Here is a 20,561-nt window from a genome sequence, read left to right as displayed (position 1 = left end):
CCCAGCCCCGCCCCCGACCGGGCTCTTGTGTCACTGAACTCTCTGTCCTCTGCACTACGGAAGTCCTACGGGTACTGCGGGCCGCTCGCGCTGCTGCTCGGTCCTACTGCGGGGCGTCCAGGCGGTAACCGACCCCCCGGACCGTACGGATCAGCGTCGGCGACGACGGCACGTCCTCGACCTTGGCGCGCAGCCGCTGGACGCAGGCGTCCACCAGCCGGGAGTCGCCCAGGTAGTCGTGCTCCCACACCAGCCGCAGCAACTGCTGGCGCGACAGCGCCTGCCCCGGCCGGCGGCTGAGCTCCAGCAGCAGCCGCAGCTCGGTCGGGGTCAGCTGAAGGTCCTGGCCGTTCTTCGTCACCGTCATCGCCGACCGGTCGATCACCAGCGAACCGAACGAGGCCGAGTCGCTGGACTCCCGCTCCCCGCGGCGCAGCACCGCGCGGATCCGGGCGTCCAGCACCCGGCCCTGCACGGGCTTGACCACGTAGTCGTCCGCCCCGGACTCCAGTCCGACGACCACGTCGATGTCGTCGTTGCGGGCGGTGAGCAGGATGATCGGCAGCTGGTCGGTGCGCCGGATGCGGCGGCACACCTCGAAGCCGTCGATCCCGGGCAGCATGACGTCCAGCACGATCAGATCCGGCCGCTGCTCGCGCAGCATCTTCAGGCCGTCCTCGCCCGTCGCCGCGGTCACCACACGGTGACCCTGGCGGGACAGGGAGAATTCGAGAGCCGTGCGGATGGCGTCGTCGTCCTCGATCAGCAACAGGAAAGGCACGGTGGTCATTCTGGCCTAAGACTGGCCGGTAGTTCGACAGAAGGACGCCGCAGCGACTTGTCCGTGCCCCTGCAACAGCGGCGGCACGGCCTGTTGCAGGGCTGTGACAGTCGGCGGACAGCGCCATGAAACTGGCCCGGCAGTCTTTTGGTCACCGGGCAGTACGAGGTCCGGGTCACTGACGGACCGAGCTGGCTCCACCGACGGGGGGCGCGAGATGAACACACTGCACAGCACCACGAACAGCGCAGTTCGCACGCGCCTGCACGACGCCGGCCGGAGCCCCGAGAAGTCCGGTGCCGTGGGCGGGCGGGGGTGCGCTCGCGGCACCGGACGCATGCGGCCGCCTTACATGGTGGCGATCGACGCGATCGCGTACGGGGAGCCCGCAGGAGGCGCGGGGGGCGCCTCGGGGGGCACGGCCACGGGGGAACGGGCCGGTGGCGCGTCCCGGGCGGAGGCGGAGTTCACCGCCTACGTCCAGGAGCGCCGGGCTTCCCTGTACGCGACCGCGTACCACCTCACCGGCGACCGGCACGAGGCCGAGGACCTGCTGCAGAGCGCGCTGTTCTCGACCTACCGCGCCTGGGACCGCATCACCGACAAGGCAGCGGTCGGCGGCTACCTGCGCCGCACCATGACCAACCTGCACATCAGCGCCTGGCGGCGCCGCAAGCTCAACGAGTACCCGACCGAGGAACTGCCGGAGACGCCCGGCGAGACGGACGCCATGCGCGGCACCGAACTGCGCGCCGTCCTGTGGCAGGCCCTCGCCCGGCTGCCCGAGCTGCAGCGCACCATGCTCGTCCTCCGCTACTACGAGGGCCGTACGGACCCGGAGATCGCGGAGATCCTCGACATCAGCGTCGGCACGGTCAAGAGCAGCATCTGGCGCTCCCTGCGCCGGCTGCGCGACGACGAGGTCATCGGCTCCGGCCGGGGCGTACGGGAGTCCTTCGGGGAGCTCGTGGCCTAGCCGGGAACGGGGGCGGGGGCCCCAGGGGAACCAACGGGGGAAACACGGGGGAAGAGAGCGGGCGGGCAGCCGGGGGGACTGCCCCGCCCGCTCTCGCACGTATCGGTACGCGTGCCGCGTGCCGGCCGTTCAGCGGGCCGCGCGGCCGGCCGTCAGGAGTGGACGCTCTCCCGGCGCCCGGCGGCCGCGGCGGCGATCCGGCCCATGGCGGTGTCCCGGCCGCAGGCGAACGCGCCCAGCGCCGTCTGACGCGCCACGATGGCCCGCTCCGAACGCATCAGCCGCAGTCCGCGGCGGACGAGGTAGAGCACGGGCTTGCGGGCCTCGCGCAGGTCGCGCAGGAGCCGGCGGCGGAACGTCGTCGACGGCCGGCCGCGCAGGCACAGCGCGTCGGCGAGGTGACCCAGATCACGGCACTGCTCGATGATGTCGGCCGCGAAGATGCCCTCGGCGATGAACAGCGGGGTGCGGCCGATGTCGAGCGCACTCGCACCCACCCGCGAGCTGGTGGAGATGTCGTAGACCGGTACGTCGGTACGGGCCGTGCGGCACAGGGAGTCGATGGCCGCGACGGCCGCCTCCGCGTCCCACGACAGCGGGGAGTCCCAGTCCGTGCCGCTGCCGTCCAGCAGCTGGGGCAGCGTCGGGTCGTGGCCCTCCTTGTAGAAGTCGTCCAGGTTGAGCACGGGCAGGCCGGTGCGGGCAGCGAGGGACGACTTACCGGAGCCGGACGGTCCGGTGAGCAGGATGACGCGCGCGGAGGGCAGGAGGGATGTCACGGGACACCAGTGTGACGCATTGAGCCGTATGGAGGATCCCCCCGGGTCGCGCCGTGCACGCATTGTCATTGCTTGGATACTCTGCGCTGTCGAATGCGACCCGACTGGATCCTTTACCCCAACCCCGGCAGGTGGTCATGGCCTCCCACGCACGTCACGCACGCTCCGCCCCCGTCCCCCCGCCGCGCCGCAGGCGCACCCTGGCGCGGGTCGGGCTGACCGTCTCGGCCGGCGCAGCGCTCGTCGCGGGCGGTGCCGTCGAGGCCGGCGCCCAGCCGCAGGCGCCGCGCGCCGAGCTGGGCCGCACGGACGTCAAAGCGGCGCTCCAGGGCACGCGCATCGCCCTGGAGAAGTCCGCGGAGGGGCTGGGGCCCGTGGTGAGGACCTTCAAGTACCACCCGCTGGCGGCCACCCCCGTGGACCCGCTGAACAACGGCGCCCGCACGCAGGTCGCCGACTTCCAGCCGATCAACACCCAGATGCTGACGTCGCCGATCACCAAGACCGGACAGCTCGGCGACCTGCCGCTCGTCGGCCAGCTCCTGGGCGGCGTGACACTGGGCCCCTGAGGCCCGCGAAACGGAGAGGGCGGCCCCCCGGTCACCGGGGGGCCGCCCTCTCCGTGTGCGGTGGTGCCTCAGTAGGACGAGCCGCCCGCGCCCAGCGAACCCGTGGGGTGCCAGACGGTCTTCGTCTCCAGGAAGGCGGTCAGCCGGCCCGTGCCCGGGTCGGCGGCCCAGTCCACAGCCTGTGGACGGACGACGCGCTTGAGGTTGTCGGCCGCGGCGACCTCCAGGGCCTTCGCCAGCTCGGCGTCGGCACCGGCCAGGTCGATCGCGTTGACGTCCTGGTGCGCGGCGAGCGACGGGAAGATCTCCGCGGCCTTGCCGGACAGGATGTTGACCACGCCACCGGGCACGTCGGAGGTGGCGAGCACCTCACCCAGCGACAGGGCAGGCAGCGGCGCCTTCTCGGACGCGACCACGAGCACCGTGTTGCCGCCGGCGATCACCGGGGCGATCACGGAGACCAGGCCCAGGAGGGAGGACTCCTGCGGGGCCACGACGGCCACCACACCGGTCGGCGCGGGGGAGGAGACGTTGAAGAACGGCCCCGCGACGGGGTTGGTGCCCCCGACGACCTGGGTGATCTTGTCCGTCCAGCCCGCGTACCAGACCCAGCGGTCGATGGCGGCGTCCACCTGGGCGGCGGCCTTGGACTTCGACAGCCCCTCGGCCTCGGCGACCTCGGCGACGAACTGCTCCCGGCGGCCCTCCAGCATCTCGGCGACGCGGTAGAGGATCTGGCCGCGGTTGTACGCGGTCGCCCCCGACCAGCCGCCGAACGCCTTGCGCGCCGCCACGACGGCGTCACGGGCGTCCTTGCGGGACGACAGGGGGGCGTTGGCGAGCCACTTGCCCTTGGAGTCGGTCACCTCGTACACCCGCCCGCTCTCGGACCGGGGGAACTTGCCCCCGACGAACAGCTTGTAGGTCTTGAAGACACTGAGCCGATCAGACATCGAGGTAGGCCTCCAGACCGTGACGGCCACCCTCGCGGCCGAAGCCCGACTCCTTGAAGCCGCCGAAGGGCGAGGTCGGGTCGAACTTGTTGAACGTGTTGGCCCAGACGACGCCCGCGCGCAGCTTGTCGGCGACGGCGAGCATCCGCGAACCCTTCTCCGTCCAGATGCCGGCCGACAGCCCGTACTGCGAGTTGTTCGCCTTGGCGACGGCCTCGGCCGGGGTGCGGAAGGACAGCACGGACAGCACCGGGCCGAAGATCTCCTCGCGGGCGATCCGGTGGGCCTGGGTGACGTTCGTGAACAGCGTCGGGGCGAACCAGTAACCGGCGCCCGGCAGCTCGCACGCCGGGGCCCAGCGCTCGGCACCCTCGGCCTCGCCACTGTCCGCCAGCGCCGTGATGCGGGCCAGCTGCTCGGCGGAGTTGATCGCACCGACGTCGGTGTTCTTGTCCAGCGGGTCGCCGACGCGCAGCGTCGACATCCGGCGCTTGAGGGCGTCCAGCAGCTCGTCCTGGATCGACTCCTGCACCAGCAGGCGCGAGCCCGCGCAGCAGACCTGGCCCTGGTTGAAGAAGATGCCGTTGACGATGCCCTCGACGGCCTGGTCGATGGGCGCGTCGTCGAAGACGATGTTGGCGCCCTTGCCGCCGAGCTCCAGCGTCAGCCGCTTGTCCGTACCGGCAAGGGTGCGGGCGATCTGCTTGCCGACGGCGGTGGAGCCGGTGAAGGCGACCTTGTCGATGCCGTCGTGGCCGACGAGCGCGGCACCGGTGGTGCCGTCGCCGGTCAGGATGTTCACGACGCCCTTGGGCAGACCGGCCTGGCGGCAGATGTCCGCGAAGAACAGCGCCGACAGCGGCGTGGTCTCGGCCGGCTTCAGCACGACCGTGTTGCCGGCGGCCAGCGCGGGGGCGATCTTCCAGGCCAGCATCAGCAGCGGGAAGTTCCACGGGATGACCTGGCCGGCCACGCCCAGCGGCTTCGGGTCCGGCCCGAAACCGGCGTGACCGAGCTTGTCGGCCCAGCCCGCGTAGTAGAAGAAGTGCGCGGCGACCAGCGGGAGGTCCGCGTCGCGGGTCTCCTTGATCGGCTTGCCGTTGTCGAGGGTCTCCAGAACGGCCAGCTCGCGCGAGCGCTCCTGAATGATCCGGGCGATGCGGAACAGGTACTTCGCGCGCTCGGAGCCCGGCAGCGCCGACCACTTCTCGAACGCCTTGCGGGCGGCCTTGACGGCCGCGTCGACGTCCTCGGCGGACGCCTGGGCGACCTCGGAGAGGACTTCCTCCGTCGACGGCGAAACGGTCTTGAAGACCTTGCCGTCCGACGCCTCGCGGAACTCGCCGTCGATGAAGAGCCCGTACGACGGGGCGATGTCGACGACCGCGCGCGACTCCGGCGCCGGTGCGTATTCAAAAGCCATGATCAGTCCACCGTCACGTAGTCAGGACCGGAGTAGCGCCCGGTGCTCAGCTTCTGCCGCTGCATCAGCAGGTCGTTGAGGAGGCTGGAGGCACCGAAGCGGAACCACTCGTTGGTCAGCCACTCCTCGCCCACGGTCTCGTTCACGAGCACCAGGAACTTCATCGCGTCCTTGGTGGTCCGGATCCCGCCCGCGGGCTTCACTCCGACCTGTACCCCGGTCGTGGCGCGGAAGTCGCGCACGGCCTCCAGCATCAGCAGGGTGTTCGCCGGGGTGGCGTTCACCGCGACCTTGCCGGTGGAGGTCTTGATGAAGTCGGCGCCGGCCAGCATGCCGAGCCAGGAGGCGCGGCGGATGTTGTCGTAGGTCGACAGCTCGCCGGTCTCGAAAATGACCTTCAGGCGGGCGGCGGAGCCGTCCTCGCGGCGGCACGCCTCCTTGACGGCCTTGATCTCCTCGAAGACCGACAGGTACCGGCCGGCGAGGAAGGCCCCGCGGTCGATCACCATGTCGATCTCGTCCGCACCGGCGGCCACGGCGTCGCGGGTGTCGGCCAGCTTGACCGGCAGCGCGGCGCGGCCGGCCGGGAACGCGGTGGCGACGGAGGCGACCTTCACGTCGGAGCCCGCGAGGGCCCCGGCGGCGGTGGCCACCATGTCGGGGTAGACGCAGATCGCGGCGGTGCGCGGGGTGCCGCGGTCCGTCGGGTCCGGGTTGAGGGCCTTGGCGCACAGCGCCCGGACCTTGCCCGGGGTGTCCGCGCCCTCCAGGGTCGTGAGGTCGATCATCGAGATCGCCAGGTCGATGGCGTAAGCCTTCGCCGTCGTCTTGATCGAGCGGGTGCCCAGCGCCGCGGCGCGGGCCTCCAGCCCGACCGGGTCGACGCCCGGGAGGCCGTGCAGGAAGCGGCGCAGCGCACCGTCGGAAGCGGTCACGTCCGCCATCGACGCCAGTCGCTCCGCGGCCTCGTTGCCGTTTGAGGGGACTGTCGGGGGAGAGTGCATGGTCACCGGATGAGCATATCTACGCGCGTAGCGCGTGTCACCCCCCTGGCGGGCCGGGTGTGCGCGGCCTCACGTGGCCGCCCTGTAGAGAAGGATATGTCCGGACTTCGTGGCACGAGGCATGAAGTCGTGGTCGGCGTTCCGTTTGCTGTCGATGTTTGGTGACAAATGCGCGAAGGTGCGATCACACAAGATCCATAATCTTTTTCTCAGCAGCCCCGCCCGACCTCTCCGGCCTCAACCACACCGAGGAACCCCGAACTGAGGGAAGCGGCATGCGAATTCCCTTCTTCCCAGGCCAGACCAGCCAGGAGTCCAGCATGTCAGCTATGTCCCCGCGCCGCCGTATCGCCTTCCGCGCCGCCGTCGCCTCCGCCGCACTCGCCTCCGCCGTCCTGGCGCCGACCGCCGCCTTCGCGGCGGAGCCGGCCGCGCCCGCGGCTCCCGCCGCCCCGGCCGCCCCTGCCGCTCCCGCGGCCAAGGCAGCCGAGCAGGCCGCCGGCACCGCCACCCCGGCGGCGCAGGCCGAGACGCGGTCGGACGCCCCGAAGGCGGAGAAGGCCGAGAAGGCCGAGAAGGCCGCGACCAAGGCGCCGGAGAAGGCCGCGCAGGGCGGCAAGGCGGGCCGGGCCGCCGAGGCCGACAAGGCCGGCAAGGCTGCGGCCCCGTCCCGGGTCACCCTCGTGGACGGTCACGAGATGGCGATCGGCAAGGACCGCCCGGACAACTTCCGTGCCGAGCTCGTCGTCGACGGCCGCGCCGTGCTGATCCTGTCGAGCCAGCCGGGTCTCGACGTCGGCTACTGGGGCGGCATGCGCGTGGTCCTGCACAAGGACGGCACCGTCTCCTCCGCGTGGGACAAGGGCCCCGTCACCCCGGCCGGCGAGCGTGTCGACCCGCACGCCGGTGAGGCGGACCGTTACTCCGGCACCGCCGTCTCCCTCGGCAACGGCATGATCGCCGTTCTCCGCCACGACCCCAACACGGGCGGGCCGGAGGCGTGGATCCGTTACGTCGGGCCGACGTGGCAGCAGGGCGACGTGGTCACCGGCCGCGTGGCCACCGTGCTGAACCGCGAGCACCGCACCGAGACGGTCCGTGGCCTGCACCTGAGCCTGGAGGGCGCGGACGGTTCCCGCCCCGTGCTGCGCGTCGGCGGCAAGACCTTCGCGTTCCCCGCGGGGGGCACGGTGACCAAGGCCGCTGCCGGCACCGCGGCCAAGGCCACCCAGGCGAAGGCCGCCACCGCGGCGCAGCCCGCGCAGGCCGCCCAGGCCGCTGCCGCTGTCCAGACCAAGGTCATGCCGCAGGGCGGCGTGGCGGCCGGTGCCGAGGGCGTCGGCCAGGGCAACGACGACACGCTCCTGCTCGCGAGCGGCGGCGCCCTGGCGTCGGCCGGCGCGGCCGGCCTCGGCTTCGCGGTGCTGTACCGCCGCCGGACGGTGGCGGGCCTCAACTCCTGACAACCTCATAGCAAGAGACGAAAGGGCGGACCGCTGCTACCCGGCAGCGGTCCGCCCTTTCGTCATCCTCCCGGAGGGGTGGGTAGCCCATCCGGATGGGGGAGCGGGACGAATGCGACAGCCCTCTGGAGGGACGTGCGCCAAGGGGGCAGGAGAGGAGCCTGGGACGGCACCCGTGCCGTTCCGGAGGTCGCCATGGTCACCCCGAATGCCTTGCCCGCAGATGTCGCCGACACCGCCGACACTGCCGATGCCGCCGCTCCGCGGGTGGTGCCGCGCCGGGCGGAGTGGATGGCGCGTGCCGTGCCGCTGGCCGTCCTGCCGTCGGGCCTGTGGCGGATGGCCATGGCAGTGGGCATCCCGGTCGGTTTCACCGGCCAGTTGGCCGAGGACTGGAAAGCCGGCCCCGAGACCTCCACCTACATCACCTTGTTGACCCTGGTCAGCGAAGGTTTCGCACTGCTGGCGCTCGGGCTGGTCAGGCCCTGGGGCGAGCGGGTGCCGGGCTGGGTCCCGTTCCTGGCCGACAGGCGTATTCCGGTGTGGGTGGCGGTCGTCCCGGCGACGCTGGGGTCGCTCGCGGCCACGGCGCTGGCATGGCCGATGTTCCTGCTCACCACGCCCGCCGGCGCCGGTGGCGCCGAGGCTCCACAGGGGACGGCCGCGTTCGTCATGAACGCCTGTTACTTCCCGCTGCTGTTGTGGGGGCCGTTGGTCGCCATCCTCACGGTCGCGTACGCCCGGCGGCGCCGGAATGTCACCCCCGAGGCGTCCGGTTCATACGGATTTGATCGCAAGTGACGATACGTCTTCCGCTTGCTGTCGATGTTTGGTGACAAAAAGCAGAAAGTTCGATCACTTGTGATCCGTAAGATTTTTCTCAGCAGCCCCGCCCGACCTCTCCGGCCTCAACCACAACGAGGAACCCCGAACTGAGGGAAGCGGCATGCGAATTCCCTTCTTCCCAGGCCAGACCAGCCAGGAGTCCAGCATGTCAGCTATGTCCCCGCGCCGCCGTATCGCCTTCCGCGCCGCCGTCGCCTCCGCCGCACTCGCCTCCGCCGTCCTGGCGCCGACCGCCGCCTTCGCGGCGGAGCCGGCCGCGCCCGCGGCTCCCGCCGCCCCGGCCGCCCCCGTCACCAAGGCGACCGAGCCGACCGCCGGCACCAAGACGCCCGCCAAGGCGGAGGAGAAGAAGACCGAGGCCGCCACCGGCACCAAGAAGGACGCCGGAGCCAAGGCCGAGACGGGCAAGAAGACCGAGACCGGCAAGGGCGAGGACAAGGTCTACGGCTCCTGGTGGCTGCACCGCACCGTGACCCTCGACGACGGCAGCGTCGCCAAGGTCTTCGAGTCGGGTCCCGAGACCCACCGCGTCGACATCGTCTCCGGCGGTCAGGTCGTCAAGTCCGTCACGGCCAACGGCCAGGACGTGACCTTCGCGTACAACGGCATGTCCATCACGCTCACCGCCCTGCGCGGCGAGGTCCGCACCGAGAAGGTCTACGGTTCGTGGTGGCTGCACCGCACCGTGACCCTCGACGACGGCAGCGTCGCCAAGGTCTTCGAGTCGGGTCCCGAGACCCACCGCGTCGACATCGTCTCCGGCGGTCAGGTCGTCAAGTCCGTCACGGCCAACGGCCGGGACGTGACCTTCGACTACAACGGCATGAAGCTCACCCTCACCGCCCTGCGCGGCGAGATCCGCACCGAGAAGGTCGCGGGCTCCTGGTGGCTGCACCGCACGGTGACCCTTGCCGACGGCAGCGTGGCGAAGGTCTTCGAGTCGGGTCCCGAGACCCACCGCGTCGACATCATCTCCGGTGGTCAGGTCGTCAAGTCCGTCACGGCCAACGGCCAGGACGTGACCTTCGCGTACAACGGCATGTCCATCACGCTCACCGCCCTGCGCGGCGAGGTCCTCGCCAAGAGCGTCACCAAGGACTCGGCCACCACCTCCGGCAGCAAGGCGGGCGGCTCCGCCACCCAGGCCACCGCCGGCAACGCCTCCGCCCAGATGACCCAGACCAAGGCCATCCCGCAGGGCGGCGTGGCGGCCGGTGCCGAGGGCGTGCGTGAGGGCAACGACACCGCGCTCCTCGCGGCCGGTGGCGCCCTCGCCTCGGTCAGCGCCGCGGGTGTCGCCTTCGCCGTGCTGCGCCGCCGCGCCGTTCGCGCCGGCGTCTGACCGGTCACCGTTCCGTTGTGGTGCGGGGGCGGGGCGGGGCGGCAGGGGACGGGCCCTTCTGGGGGCTGGATTATTTACGGCAACGGTCAGCCGTTCAGGTTGCCCGGAACGTCGCCGCAAATAACCCTTACGCCCCCTGCCAGGGCCCATCCCCTGCCGCCCCACCCCGCCCCCTCCGCCCGGCGGCCGGCTTCCCCTGCCAGGAGCCCCACATGTCCCTGTCCTCCCGTCCCCGCCGGGCCGCCGCGGCCGCGCTGCTCGCCGTCGCCCTCGGCGGCGGGCTGCTCGCCTGCGGCAACGGCTCGCACACGGCCAAGGCCGGCGCCCACGTCTCGGCCACCACCGCGCCCCGCCCCGCCGCCGTCCCCGGGCTGGCCGCCTCCAAGCCCGTCCGCGTCACCATCCCGGCGGCCTCCGTCGACGCCGGCCCCATCCTCGACCTCGGGCTCGCCGACGACGGCACCGTCGAGGTGCCCTCCGTCGAGCAGGCCGACCGCATCGGCTGGTACGACAAGGGCGTCACCCCCGGCGAGACCGGCCCCGCCGTCCTCATCGGCCACTACGACACCGCCGAGGGGCCGGCCGTCCTCAAGGACATCGCCAAGGTCAGGACCGGCGACCGCATCACCGTCACCCGCGCCGACGGCTCGACCGCGACCTTCACCGTCCGCGAGCTGCAGCAGGTCGACAAGAAGAACTTCCCCACCCAGAAGGTCTACGGCAACACCGACCGCCCCGAGCTGCGCCTCATCACCTGCGGCGGCGACCTCCGTGACGGCCACCGGCCGGACAACATCGTCCTGTACGCCGACCTCACCTCGACCACGGCTGCCACCCCCCGCGCGTAGTCGTGCAGAATCGGCGCCATGACGAGATCCCCTGACGCCCCCGGCCAGGAATACGCCGAGCGGTGCTACCGCTCCTCCGGCGGCATCGGCGGCGGTGTGCTCCTACTGGCGCTGGCCGCGTGGCTGGGAGGCGACGCGATCGTGAGCGGCGAGGGCGACGCGCCCTGGCTCGCTCTGGCGGGCCTGCTCTTCGCGGTGCCGCTGATCATCGCGTTCACGCTGCGGCCCGCGGTGTGGGCGGGGGAGGAGCGGCTGCTGGTGCGGAACCCGTTCCGCACGATCACACTGCCGTGGGCCTGCGTCGAGGCCGTCCGGGCCGGTTACTCCAGCGAGGTGCTCGCCGGCGGGGCGAAGTACCAGCTGTGGGCCATCCCGGTGTCCCTGCGCCAGCGCAAGCGGGCGACGCGCCGGCAGGGGTCCGGCTCCCAGGACGGGCCGCTGCGCGCCCCGTCCGACCAGGCCATCGCCGATCTAGGCGAGCTCGCCGAGCGCTGCGCGTCGAACGAGGGCGCCCAGGGCCAGCCCAGCGTGCGCTGGGCGTACGAACTGATGGTGCCGTCCGCCATCGGCTTGGTGCTGCTGGCGGTACTGGCCGCGGTGATCTGACCCCCGGCATGCGCCCGATGACCCGGTGCCGTTCGGTGCCGCACTCGCCCGACGGCGGGAGGGGGCGGGGTGGGGCGGTAGGGGATGGGCCCTGGCAGGGGGCGTAAGGGTTATTTGCGGCGACGTTCCGGGCAACCTGAACGGCTGACCGTTGCCGTAAATAATCCAGCCCCCAGAAGGGCCCGTCCCCTGCCGCCCCGCCCCGCCCCCGCACCACAACGGCACGGGAACGGAAGCGGGACGCGGGACGCGAGACGCAGGCGTCAGATGCCCGCAGCCCGCGCCAGGTCCGTCTTGATCGCCGCCAGCACCTCGGCCGCACGCCCCCGCGCATCCGCGAGCGCAGCGGACGCCGCCACCGGCACCACGACCTCCAGGTAGCACTTCAGCTTCGGCTCCGTGCCGCTGGGCCGCACGATCACCCGTGCCCCCGACACCGCACCCGCCTCGTCGCCCGCCAGGGCGTACCGCAGGCCGTCCGTCGGCGGCAGCGACTCCGTGCCCTTCGTCAGGTCCTCCGCCGACACCACGTGCAGTCCGGCCAGAACGGTCGGCGGCTGCTCCCGCAGACGGCGCATCGCCGCACCGATCAGCGACAGGTCCTCCACCCGCACCGACAGCTGGTCCGTGGCGTGCAGCCCGTGCTCGACCGCCAGGTCGTCCAGCAGGTCGCTCAGCGTCCGCCCGGACGCCTTCAGCTCCGCCGTCAGCTCCGCGGCGAGCAGCGCGGCCGTGATGCCGTCCTTGTCCCGCACGCCCTCCGGGTCGACGCAGTAGCCCAGCGCCTCCTCGTACGCGTACCGCAGGCCGTCCACCCGGGCGAGCCACTTGAAGCCCGTCAGCGTCTCCTCGTACGACGCCCCGGCGGCCGCGGCCGCGATCCGCGACAGCAGCTGGGACGAGACGATCGTCGTCGCGAACGTGCCCCGGGCGCTCTTGTGCACCAGGTGCGTGGCCAGCAGCGCGCCCACCTCGTCGCCGCGCAGCATGCGCCAGCCCTCGACGGTGTCGGGGGCCGGTACGGCCACGGCGCAGCGGTCGGCGTCGGGGTCGTTGGCGATGATGATGTCGGGCGCGTCGCCCGCCTCCGCGGCCGCGCGGGCCGTCGCGAAGGCGAGGTCCATCGCGCCCGGCTCCTCCGGGTTCGGGAAGGCGACCGTCGGGAAGTCCGGGTCGGGCTCGGCCTGCTCCGCGACCACGGCCGGCGCCGGGAACCCGGCGCGGGCGAAGGCGGCGGTCAGGACGTCCCGGCCGACGCCGTGCATCGGGGTGTAGACGACGCGGACGTCGCGGGGGGAGCCGCCGGTCAGGACGGCGTCGGTGCGCTCCAGGTAGGCGCCGACCACGGCGTCCTCGCTGAGGGTCTCCCAGCCGGCGGAGGGCCGCGGCACGTCGTTGAGGCTCGCGACGGCGGCGATCTCGGCGGCGATGCCCGCGTCGGCGGGTGGCACGATCTGGGAGCCGTCGCCGAGGTAGACCTTGTAGCCGTTGTCGCGCGGCGGGTTGTGGCTGGCGGTGACCTCGATGCCGGCCACGGCGCCGAGGTGGCGGATCGCGAAGGCCAGGACGGGGGTGGGCAGGGGCCTGGGGAGCAGCGCGGCCTTCAGGCCGGCGCCCACCATGACCGCGGCCGTGTCCAGCGCGAAGTCCGCGGACTTGTAGCGGGCGTCGTAGCCGATGACGACGGTGCCACCGGTGTGGCCCTGCTCGTTCAGGTAGGCGGCCAGGCCGGCGGCGGCGCGGATGACGACGGCGCGGTTCATGCGCATGGGGCCGGCGCCGAGTTCCCCGCGGAGGCCGGCGGTGCCGAACTGGAGGGTGCCGGCGAATCGGTTGCCCAGCTCGGTGAGGTCACCGGCGTCGATGAGCCGCGCGAGCTCGTCGCGGGTCTCGGGGTCGGGGTCCTCGGCGAGCCATGCCTGGGCCTGTGCGATGAGGTCTCGCTCCACGGTTTTCCTCCGGAGGTCTTTGGGGGTGCGCATGGGTGCGGTGCGGTGCAGTGCGTTCGGGGGCGGGGCCGGGGCGGGACGGGCCCTTCTGGGGGCTGCATGATTTACGGCGGACGGGCCCAGCGTTGAGGGTGCCCCCAATGCCGCCGCAAATCACGCTTCACGCCCCCTGCCAGGGCCCATCCCGCCCCGGCCCCTCCGGCCGGTTCGGCGTCCGCGGGCCGGTGGGGCTGCCTCGGCCCGCTGCCGGGCAGTTCCGGGCGGGTGGGCGCTGCGCGCCTGGGGCGCGCAAAAAGCCCCGCGCCGGAGACGCGGGGCCTCCGGCGCGGAGCAGGAAAGGTCAGAGCTTCGGCAGGACCTGGGCCAGGAGCGAGCCCATGCGGGCAGCGGCGTCGCGGCCGGCCTCCAGGACCTCTTCGTGGTTCAGCGGCTCGCCCGTCATGCCCGCGGCGAGGTTGGTCACGAGGGAGATGCCCAGGACCTCGGCGCCGGCCTCGCGGGCCGCGATCGCTTCGAGGGTGGTGGACATGCCGACGAGGTCGCCGCCGAGGGTGCGGACCATCTTGATCTCGGCCGGGGTCTCGTAGTGCGGGCCGGGGAGCTGGACGTAGACGCCCTCTTCGAGGGTCTCGTCGACCTCCTGGCACAGGGCGCGCAGGCGCGGCGAGTACAGGTCGGTGAGGTCGACGAAGTTGGCGCCCACGATCGGCGAGGTCGCCGTCATGTTGATGTGGTCGCTGATCAGCACGGGCTGGCCGGGGCGCATGCCGTCGCGGAGGCCGCCGCAGCCGTTGGTCAGGACGACGGTCTTGCAGCCGGCGGCGACGGAGGTGCGGACACCGTGCACGACGGCGGCGACGCCGCGGCCCTCGTAGTAGTGCGTACGGCCGAGGAAGACGAGCGCGCGCTTGTCGTTGACCTTGTAGGAGCGGATCGTGCCCGCGTGGCCCGCGACGGCGGCCGGCGTGAAGCCGGGCAGCTCGGTGACCGGGAACTCGGCCTCGGGGGCGCCGAGCGCCTCGGTGGCGGGGACCCAGCCGGAGCCCATGACCAGGGCGACGTCGTGGGTCTCGGCGCCCGTGAGCTCGCGCAGGCGGGCGGCGGCGGCGTCGGCCGCGGCGTACGGGTCGGCCTGGATGTCGGGGGTAACAGAAGCGTTCACGCGGACGAGGGTAACCGCTGATGGCCTACGCGCGTAGATGTCGCTGGTTACGGTGTTCCGATTGTTGCTTTGTGCTTTGCGACGAGATGCAATCGTCACCTTCAGCACGGACGCTTGCGCAGCTCCATGACGTAGTCGTGGGGCGCGCCGGCGGATTCGGCGGCGTCGGCGATCTCGCCGAGGTAGCGGGCGGAGGGCAGACCGCCTTCGTAACCGTTGAGGACATAGACCCAGGCTGGCTCCTCACCGTCCAGAGTGTGCACGCGGACACGCATGCGGCGGTAGATGTCCAGGCCGACGCCCTCCCAACGGTCCATCGAGTCCTCGTCCATCGGAGCGATGTCGTAGAGGGCCACGAAGACCTGCGAGCGGGGTGCTTCCACGATGGTGGCGAGTGCGCCCTCCCACCCCATCTGCTCCCCGCCGAACGTGAGCCGCCAGCCGTTGAGCCAGCCGGTGCCGCGCAGTGGTGAGTGAGGTGCGCGGCGGGTCATCAGCCGCGCGTCGAGGTTGCCGGCGTACGCGGCGTAGAGCGACATGGTTCCGAGGGTACGTGAGTGAGGCGGGAGGGCATTTGGGGTGGCAATCTCGAAGGGAGGCTCGGGCGGAACTTTCTGTCGGAATTCGTACAGAGTTCGCACGGATCGGCGCGCCGAGCGCGTAGGGAGGCCCCGGAAGGAGTCACTTTGATGGGTGCGGGACAATGGAGTACGTGACTCGGATCGTGATCATCGGTGGCGGACCCGGCGGCTATGAGGCGGCGCTCGTCGCCGCTCAGCTCGGCGCGGAGGTGACCGTCGTCGACTGCGACGGTCTGGGCGGGGCGTCGGTACTGACCGACTGCGTACCCTCGAAGACTCTTATCGCGACGGCCGAGGTGATGACGACCTTCGACTCCTCGTACGAGGAGCTGGGGATCATCGTCGCCGACGACACGCCGCCGCTGGAGCAGGCGGCCGGCGTGGTCGGCGTGGACCTGGGCAAGGTCAACCGGCGTGTGAAGCGGCTCGCGCTGGCGCAGTCGCACGACATCACCGCTTCCGTGACCCGGGCCGGCGGGCGCGTGCTGCGCGGCCGGGGACGGCTGGAGCCGCACCAGGCGGCGGACGGCTCGCGCCGGGTGGTGGTGACGTCCGCCGACGGCGCCGAGGAGACGCTGCCCGCGGACGCCGTCCTGATCGCGACGGGTGCGCACCCCCGGGAGGTCCCCGACGCGCTGCCGGACGGCGAGCGGATCCTGAACTGGACGCAGGTCTACGACCTGGACGAGCTCCCCGCGGAGCTCATCGTGGTCGGTTCCGGTGTGACCGGTGCGGAGTTCGCCGGCGCCTACCAGGCGCTCGGCTCCAAGGTGACGCTGGTGTCGTCGCGGGACCGGGTGCTGCCGGGCGAGGACCCCGACGCCGCGGCGGTGCTGGAGGACGTCTTCCGGCGGCGCGGCATGAACGTGATGGCGCGTTCGCGGGCCCAGTCCGCGAAGCGGGTGGGGGACCGGGTCGAGGTGACGCTGGCCGACGGGCGCGTCATCAGCGGCACGCACTGCCTCATGGCGGTGGGCTCGATCCCGAACACCGAGGGGATCGGCCTGGAGGAGGCCGGGGTCCGGCTCAAGGAGTCCGGGCACATCTGGACGGACCGGGTCTCGCGCACCAGCGCGCCGGGCGTCTACGCCGCCGGTGACTGCACGGGCGTGCTGGCGCTGGCGTCGGTCGCGGCGATGCAGGGCCGGATCGCGATGTACCACTTCCTCGGCGACACGGTCGCCCCGCTCAATCTCAAGGCTGTATCCGCGAACGTATTTACGGATCCCGAGATTGCTACGGTCGGGTATACGCAGGCCGATGTCGACAGCGGTCTGATTGACGCGCGTGTCGTGAAGCTTCCGTTGCTGCGCAATCCGCGAGCGAAGATGCAAGGTATTCGGGATGGTTTCGTGAAGATGTTCTGCCGTCCCGGCACGGGCATCGTGGTCGGTGGTGTGGTCGTCTCGCCCCGGGCCAGCGAGCTGATTCATCCGATCTCGATCGCGGTCGACAACAATCTGACCGTGGAGCAGATCGCGAACGCGTTCACGGTGTACCCCTCGCTGTCCGGTTCGATTGCCGAGGTGGCACGCCAGTTGCACACGAGGAAGACGCAGCGGGAGGCGTAGCGGGAGGGGACCGGGCCTTCCGGTTCCCTATACCACTCCATGGGTTGCGGCACGGACAACTTCCGTTAATTGCTGCAACCTGCTGAAAACAGATGGACGTTGGCGTTACTGTCGGTTTCGTGTTCGCTGCAGAACGTCGCCAATTGATCCTCGAAATGGTGCGGGCCAACGGAGCGGTTTCGCTCCGGGAGCTCGCCCGCGTCGTCCAGACCTCAGAAGTGACCGTACGGCGGGACGTGCGGGCGCTGGAGGCCGAAGGACTGCTCGACCGCCGGCACGGCGGTGCGGTGTTGCCGGGCGGTTTCACCAGGGAGTCCGGCTTCCCGCAGAAATCCCATCTAGCGACCGCCGAGAAGACGGCCATCGCCGATCTGGCGGCGAGCTTCGTCGAAGAGGGCGAGGCCGTCGTCGTCGGCGCCGGTACCACCACGCAGGAGCTGGCCCGCCGGCTCGCCCGCGTACCGGGACTGACGGTGGTCACCAATTCCCTGCTCGTCGCCCAGGCGCTGGCCCATGCCAACCGCGTCGAGGTCGTCATGACCGGCGGCACCCTGAGAGGGTCGAACTACGCCCTGGTCGGCAGCGGCGCCGAGCAGTCCCTGCAGGGGCTGCGGGTCTCCCGGGCCTTCCTGTCCGGGAGCGGGCTGACCGCCGAGCGCGGGCTGTCCACGTCCAACATGCTCTCCGCGAGCGTGGACCGGGCGCTGGTGCAGGCCGCGGCGGAGGTGGTGGTCCTCGCGGACCACACCAAGCTGGGCACGGACACGATGTTCCAGACCGTGCCCACGGACGTCATCACCAGACTCGTGACCGACGAACCGCCCGCTCACGACGACCGGGCCGCCACCGAGCTCCAGGCGCTGGCCGACCAGGGCGTGCACATCTCGGTCGCCGGGCCCGGTGCCGGCTCCGGCCCGGGGGCCGCGGCGGCGCACGGCGACGCGGTCTCCCCGGCGGCCCGCCGCCGGGACGTGCCGCCGCTGCCGGGGCAGCGCAGAAACCTGCCCCTGGGCCACGGACAGGGCGGCGGCCCGGTACCGGGCGGGCCGCCGGGGGCGCAGCTGCGCAGCGCGGTCTCCCTCGGCGACCAGGCCACGGCCCGGGTGACGGACCTGGCCCCGCGTCGCCGCTAGGCGGGACGGACCTAGGCCGGGACGGTCCGGGCCTTTATCCCCGTCAGCGTCAGGGTGAGCAGGCGGTCGGCCAACTCCGGGTCGTCCGGGGACTGTTCGACCGCCAGCGAAATGGCATTGGTGAGCTGCATCAGGTCCACGATGTCCACGTCGTCGCGGATGGCGCCGGCCCGCTGCGCGCGGGCCAGCAGCATGCTGCCCGCCTCGCGCATCGGCAGGCTGCACCGGGACATCGCGGAGCCCTCGTCGGTCTGCGCGGCCATCAGGGCCCGGGACAGGCCGCGGTAGGTGCTGGCGTGCGCCACGATGGCCCGCAGCCAGGCGACCAGCGCCCGGCAGGGCTCGGGGGAGGCCAGCAGCTCGCGGGAGCGGGCGAGCAGGCCGTCGACCTCGCCCTGGAAGACCGCGCTCATCAGCGCGGTGCGGTTGGGGAAGTGCCGGTAGAGCGTGCCGATGCCGACCCCGGCCCGCTTGGCGATGTCCTCCAGGGAGGCGTCCGTGCCGTGCTCGGTGAACGCCGTGCGGGCCTCCACGAGCAGCCGCTCGTAGTTGCGCCGGGCGTCCGCGCGCATAGGCCGTGGTGACGTCTGCGCCGCGTCGGTCGCCATTCCGTCAGTCCTCCCGATCGGTGGCCGCAAAGCCGGCCTCAGGTCCCACAGTCCCCGTCGGTCAAGGATGCCAGGCCCGTGCGCGCCCCGGCCCACGAATGCCACGGGCCCCGGCCTGTGCGGCCGGGGCCCGTGGGCGGAGCTGAACCGGGTCAGTCCTTGATCTCGCAGATCACGGCGCCGGAGGAGACGGACGCGCCGACCTCGGCCGTGATGCCCTTGACCGTGCCGGAGCGGTGGGCGTTCAGCGGCTGCTCCATCTTCATGGCCTCCAGGACCACGATGAGGTCGCCCTCGTTGACCTGCTGGCCCTCCTCGACGGCCACCTTGACGATGGTGCCCTGCATCGGGGAGGCCAGGGCGTCGCCGGAGGCCGCGGAGCCGGACTTCTTGGCCGCCCGGCGCTTGGGCTTGGCGCCGCCGGCCGCGGCGGTGCGGGCGATGGTCATGCCGAGCGAGGAGGGCAGGGAGACCTCCAGGCGCTTGCCGCCCACCTCGACGATCACGGTCTCGCGCCCGGGCGCTTCCTCGTCCTCGTCGACCGCCGCACCCGCGAAGGGCGCGATGGTGTTCTCGAACTCGGTCTCGATCCACCGGGTGTGGACCCGGAAGGGGTCCGAGGTGAAGGCGGGGTCGGCGACGACCGTCCGGTGGAAGGGGATGGCCGTGGCCATGCCCTCGACCTGGAACTCCGCCAGGGCCCGGGCCGCGCGCTGCAGGGCCTGCTCGCGGGTGGCGCCGGTGATGATCAGCTTCGCCAGCAGGGAGTCCCAGGCGGGGCCGATGACCGAGCCGGACTCCACGCCCGCGTCCAGGCGGACGCCGGGGCCGGCCGGCGGGTCGAAGCGGGTGACGGTGCCGGGGGCCGGCAGGAAGTTGCGGCCCGGGTCCTCGCCGTTGATGCGGAACTCGAACGAGTGGCCGCGCAGCGGCGGGTCGTCGTAGCCCAGCTCCTCGCCGTCGGCGATGCGGAACATCTCGCGCACGAGGTCGATGCCGGTGACCTCCTCGGTGACCGGGTGCTCGACCTGCAGACGGGTGTTGACCTCCAGGAAGGAGATCGTGCCGTCCTGGCCGACCAGGAACTCGCAGGTGCCGGCGCCTTCGTAGCCGGCCTCCTTGAGGATGGCCTTGGAGGCGCGGTACAGCTCGGCGTTCTGCTCGTCGCTCAGGAACGGCGCGGGGGCCTCCTCGACGAGCTTCTGGTGACGGCGCTGCAGCGAGCAGTCGCGGGTGGAGACCACGACCACGTTGCCGTGCTTATCGGCGAGGCACTGGGTCTCGACGTGGCGCGGGCGGTCCAGGTAGCGCTCGACGAAGCACTCGCCGCGGCCGAAGGCGGCGACGGCCTCACGGACGGCCGAGTCGTAGAGCTCGGGGACCTCTTCGAGGGTGCGGGCGACCTTCAGGCCGCGGCCGCCGCCGCCGAAGGCGGCCTTGATGGCGATCGGCAGGCCGTGCTCCTCGGCGAACGCGACGACCTCCTCGGCCCCGCTGACGGGGTCGGAGGTGCCGGCGACGAGCGGAGCGCCCGCACGCTGGGCGATGTGACGGGCCGCCACCTTGTCGCCCAGGTCGCGAATGGCCTGCGGGGGCGGTCCGATCCACGTCAGGCCGGCGTCGATGACGGCCTGGGCGAAGTCGGCGTTCTCCGAGAGGAATCCGTAACCCGGGTGGATGGCGTCCGCGCCGGACTCGGCTGCGGCGGCAAGCACCTTGGCCACGTCGAGGTAGCTGGTCGCGGGGGTGTCACCGCCCAGCGCATAGGCCTCGTCGGCCGCGCGGACATGCAACGCGTCGCGGTCCGGATCGGCGTACACCGCCACACTTCCGATCCCGGCGTCCTGGCACGCACGAGCGACGCGGACAGCAATTTCGCCACGGTTGGCGATGAGCACCTTGCGCACGATTGGCTCCCTCCTTGAAACAAGGCGAGTTTAGGTACTGGCGACACTCTGTGCCGACCC

Annotated in this window: 19 protein-coding genes; 9 read left to right on the top strand and 10 right to left on the bottom strand. The window is 71.9% G+C overall.

What is annotated here, in order from left to right; translation table 11 throughout:
* Positions 1-103: 103 nt before the first annotated feature.
* Positions 104-781, bottom strand: a complete 678-nt coding sequence (gene afsQ1, locus IE182_RS28255; RefSeq protein ID WP_177338123.1) for a two-component system response regulator AfsQ1 — start codon at positions 779-781, stop codon at positions 104-106.
* Between the two features lie 217 nt (positions 782-998).
* Between afsQ1 and IE182_RS28250 the strand changes: the two genes are divergently transcribed.
* Positions 999-1,757: a SigE family RNA polymerase sigma factor gene (locus tag IE182_RS28250; RefSeq protein ID WP_190112802.1), complete on the top strand. Its 759-nt coding sequence runs from the start codon at positions 999-1,001 to the stop codon at positions 1,755-1,757.
* Positions 1,758-1,909: 152 nt separating this feature from the next.
* Here IE182_RS28250 and IE182_RS28245 read toward each other — a convergent pair whose 3' ends face one another.
* Entirely contained in the window at positions 1,910-2,599 is a 690-nt protein-coding gene (locus IE182_RS28245; protein WP_190112822.1) for a uridine kinase family protein, read from the bottom strand.
* Between the two features lie 74 nt (positions 2,600-2,673).
* Between IE182_RS28245 and IE182_RS28240 the strand changes: the two genes are divergently transcribed.
* Positions 2,674-3,105, top strand: a complete 432-nt coding sequence (locus tag IE182_RS28240) for a hypothetical protein (protein WP_190112801.1) — start codon at positions 2,674-2,676, stop codon at positions 3,103-3,105.
* Between the two features lie 68 nt (positions 3,106-3,173).
* On the opposite strand, the gene IE182_RS28235 is transcribed toward IE182_RS28240, so the two are convergent.
* Genes IE182_RS28235 through deoC form a run of 3 tightly spaced genes read right to left on the bottom strand, consistent with a single transcriptional unit; the run spans position 3,174 to position 6,485 of the window.
* Positions 3,174-4,058 carry an aldehyde dehydrogenase family protein gene (locus tag IE182_RS28235; protein ID WP_190112800.1) on the bottom strand — a complete coding sequence of 295 codons (885 nt, stop codon included), beginning with the start codon at positions 4,056-4,058 and terminating at the stop codon, positions 3,174-3,176.
* The gene (locus IE182_RS28230) at positions 4,051-5,481 is read right to left on the bottom strand and encodes an aldehyde dehydrogenase family protein (protein ID WP_190112799.1); all 1,431 of its coding nucleotides are present in this window, start codon (positions 5,479-5,481) and stop codon (positions 4,051-4,053) included. Before IE182_RS28230 ends, IE182_RS28235 begins: the two co-directional genes overlap by 8 nt.
* Positions 5,482-5,483: 2 nt before the next feature.
* Positions 5,484-6,485: a deoxyribose-phosphate aldolase gene (gene deoC / locus IE182_RS28225; protein WP_190112821.1), complete on the bottom strand. Its 1,002-nt coding sequence runs from the start codon at positions 6,483-6,485 to the stop codon at positions 5,484-5,486.
* Positions 6,486-6,805: 320 nt separating this feature from the next.
* Here deoC and IE182_RS28220 point away from each other — a divergent pair, with 320 nt between their 5' ends.
* The 5 genes from IE182_RS28220 (at position 6,806) to IE182_RS28200 (ending at position 11,590) form a co-directional block, all read left to right on the top strand.
* A complete protein-coding gene (locus IE182_RS28220; protein WP_190112798.1) occupies positions 6,806-7,948 on the top strand; it encodes a hypothetical protein in 1,143 nt (380 codons plus the stop codon).
* Positions 7,949-8,143: 195 nt separating this feature from the next.
* The gene (locus IE182_RS28215) at positions 8,144-8,749 is read left to right on the top strand and encodes a hypothetical protein (protein WP_229845182.1); all 606 of its coding nucleotides are present in this window, start codon (positions 8,144-8,146) and stop codon (positions 8,747-8,749) included.
* 190 nt (positions 8,750-8,939) lie between these two features.
* Positions 8,940-10,136 (top strand): hypothetical protein, encoded by a 1,197-nt coding sequence (locus IE182_RS28210; protein WP_190112797.1) that lies wholly within the window; start codon positions 8,940-8,942, stop codon positions 10,134-10,136.
* 212 nt (positions 10,137-10,348) lie between these two features.
* Positions 10,349-10,984, top strand: coding sequence for a class F sortase (locus tag IE182_RS28205; protein WP_190112796.1), 636 nt, complete (start codon positions 10,349-10,351; stop codon positions 10,982-10,984).
* 18 nt (positions 10,985-11,002) lie between these two features.
* On the top strand, positions 11,003-11,590 hold the full coding sequence (locus IE182_RS28200) for a PH domain-containing protein (protein WP_190112795.1): 588 nt from the start codon (positions 11,003-11,005) through the stop codon (positions 11,588-11,590).
* 263 nt (positions 11,591-11,853) lie between these two features.
* Here IE182_RS28200 and IE182_RS28195 read toward each other — a convergent pair whose 3' ends face one another.
* The 3 genes from IE182_RS28195 to IE182_RS28185 form a co-directional block, all read right to left on the bottom strand.
* Positions 11,854-13,572 carry a phospho-sugar mutase gene (locus IE182_RS28195; protein ID WP_190112794.1) on the bottom strand — a complete coding sequence of 573 codons (1,719 nt, stop codon included), beginning with the start codon at positions 13,570-13,572 and terminating at the stop codon, positions 11,854-11,856.
* Between the two features lie 307 nt (positions 13,573-13,879).
* The gene (locus IE182_RS28190) at positions 13,880-14,701 is read right to left on the bottom strand and encodes a purine-nucleoside phosphorylase (RefSeq protein WP_190112793.1); all 822 of its coding nucleotides are present in this window, start codon (positions 14,699-14,701) and stop codon (positions 13,880-13,882) included.
* A gap of 101 nt (positions 14,702-14,802) precedes the next feature.
* Entirely contained in the window at positions 14,803-15,240 is a 438-nt protein-coding gene (locus tag IE182_RS28185; RefSeq protein ID WP_071965776.1) for a gamma-glutamylcyclotransferase family protein, read from the bottom strand.
* A gap of 164 nt (positions 15,241-15,404) precedes the next feature.
* On the opposite strand from IE182_RS28185, the gene IE182_RS28180 reads away from it, so the two are divergent.
* Positions 15,405-16,853, top strand: coding sequence for an NAD(P)H-quinone dehydrogenase (locus IE182_RS28180; RefSeq protein WP_190112792.1), 1,449 nt, complete (start codon positions 15,405-15,407; stop codon positions 16,851-16,853).
* Between the two features lie 92 nt (positions 16,854-16,945).
* Positions 16,946-17,986 carry a DeoR/GlpR family DNA-binding transcription regulator gene (locus IE182_RS28175; RefSeq protein ID WP_190112791.1) on the top strand — a complete coding sequence of 347 codons (1,041 nt, stop codon included), beginning with the start codon at positions 16,946-16,948 and terminating at the stop codon, positions 17,984-17,986.
* Positions 17,987-17,997: 11 nt separating this feature from the next.
* Here the strand turns inward: IE182_RS28175 and IE182_RS28170 are convergent, their stop codons facing one another.
* Both IE182_RS28170 and IE182_RS28165 read right to left on the bottom strand, forming a co-directional pair.
* Positions 17,998-18,558 (bottom strand): TetR/AcrR family transcriptional regulator, encoded by a 561-nt coding sequence (locus IE182_RS28170; RefSeq protein ID WP_190112790.1) that lies wholly within the window; start codon positions 18,556-18,558, stop codon positions 17,998-18,000.
* Between the two features lie 188 nt (positions 18,559-18,746).
* Positions 18,747-20,501, bottom strand: coding sequence for an acetyl/propionyl/methylcrotonyl-CoA carboxylase subunit alpha (locus tag IE182_RS28165; protein ID WP_190112789.1), 1,755 nt, complete (start codon positions 20,499-20,501; stop codon positions 18,747-18,749).
* Between the last annotated feature and the right edge of the window lie 60 nt (positions 20,502-20,561).

Origin of the sequence: Streptomyces cinnamoneus (assembly GCF_014650495.1) — a bacterium.
In the GTDB taxonomy this organism is placed as follows: Bacteria; Actinomycetota; Actinomycetes; order Streptomycetales; family Streptomycetaceae; genus Streptomyces; species Streptomyces cinnamoneus.
This window is presented reverse-complemented; position numbering and strand designations above follow the sequence as displayed.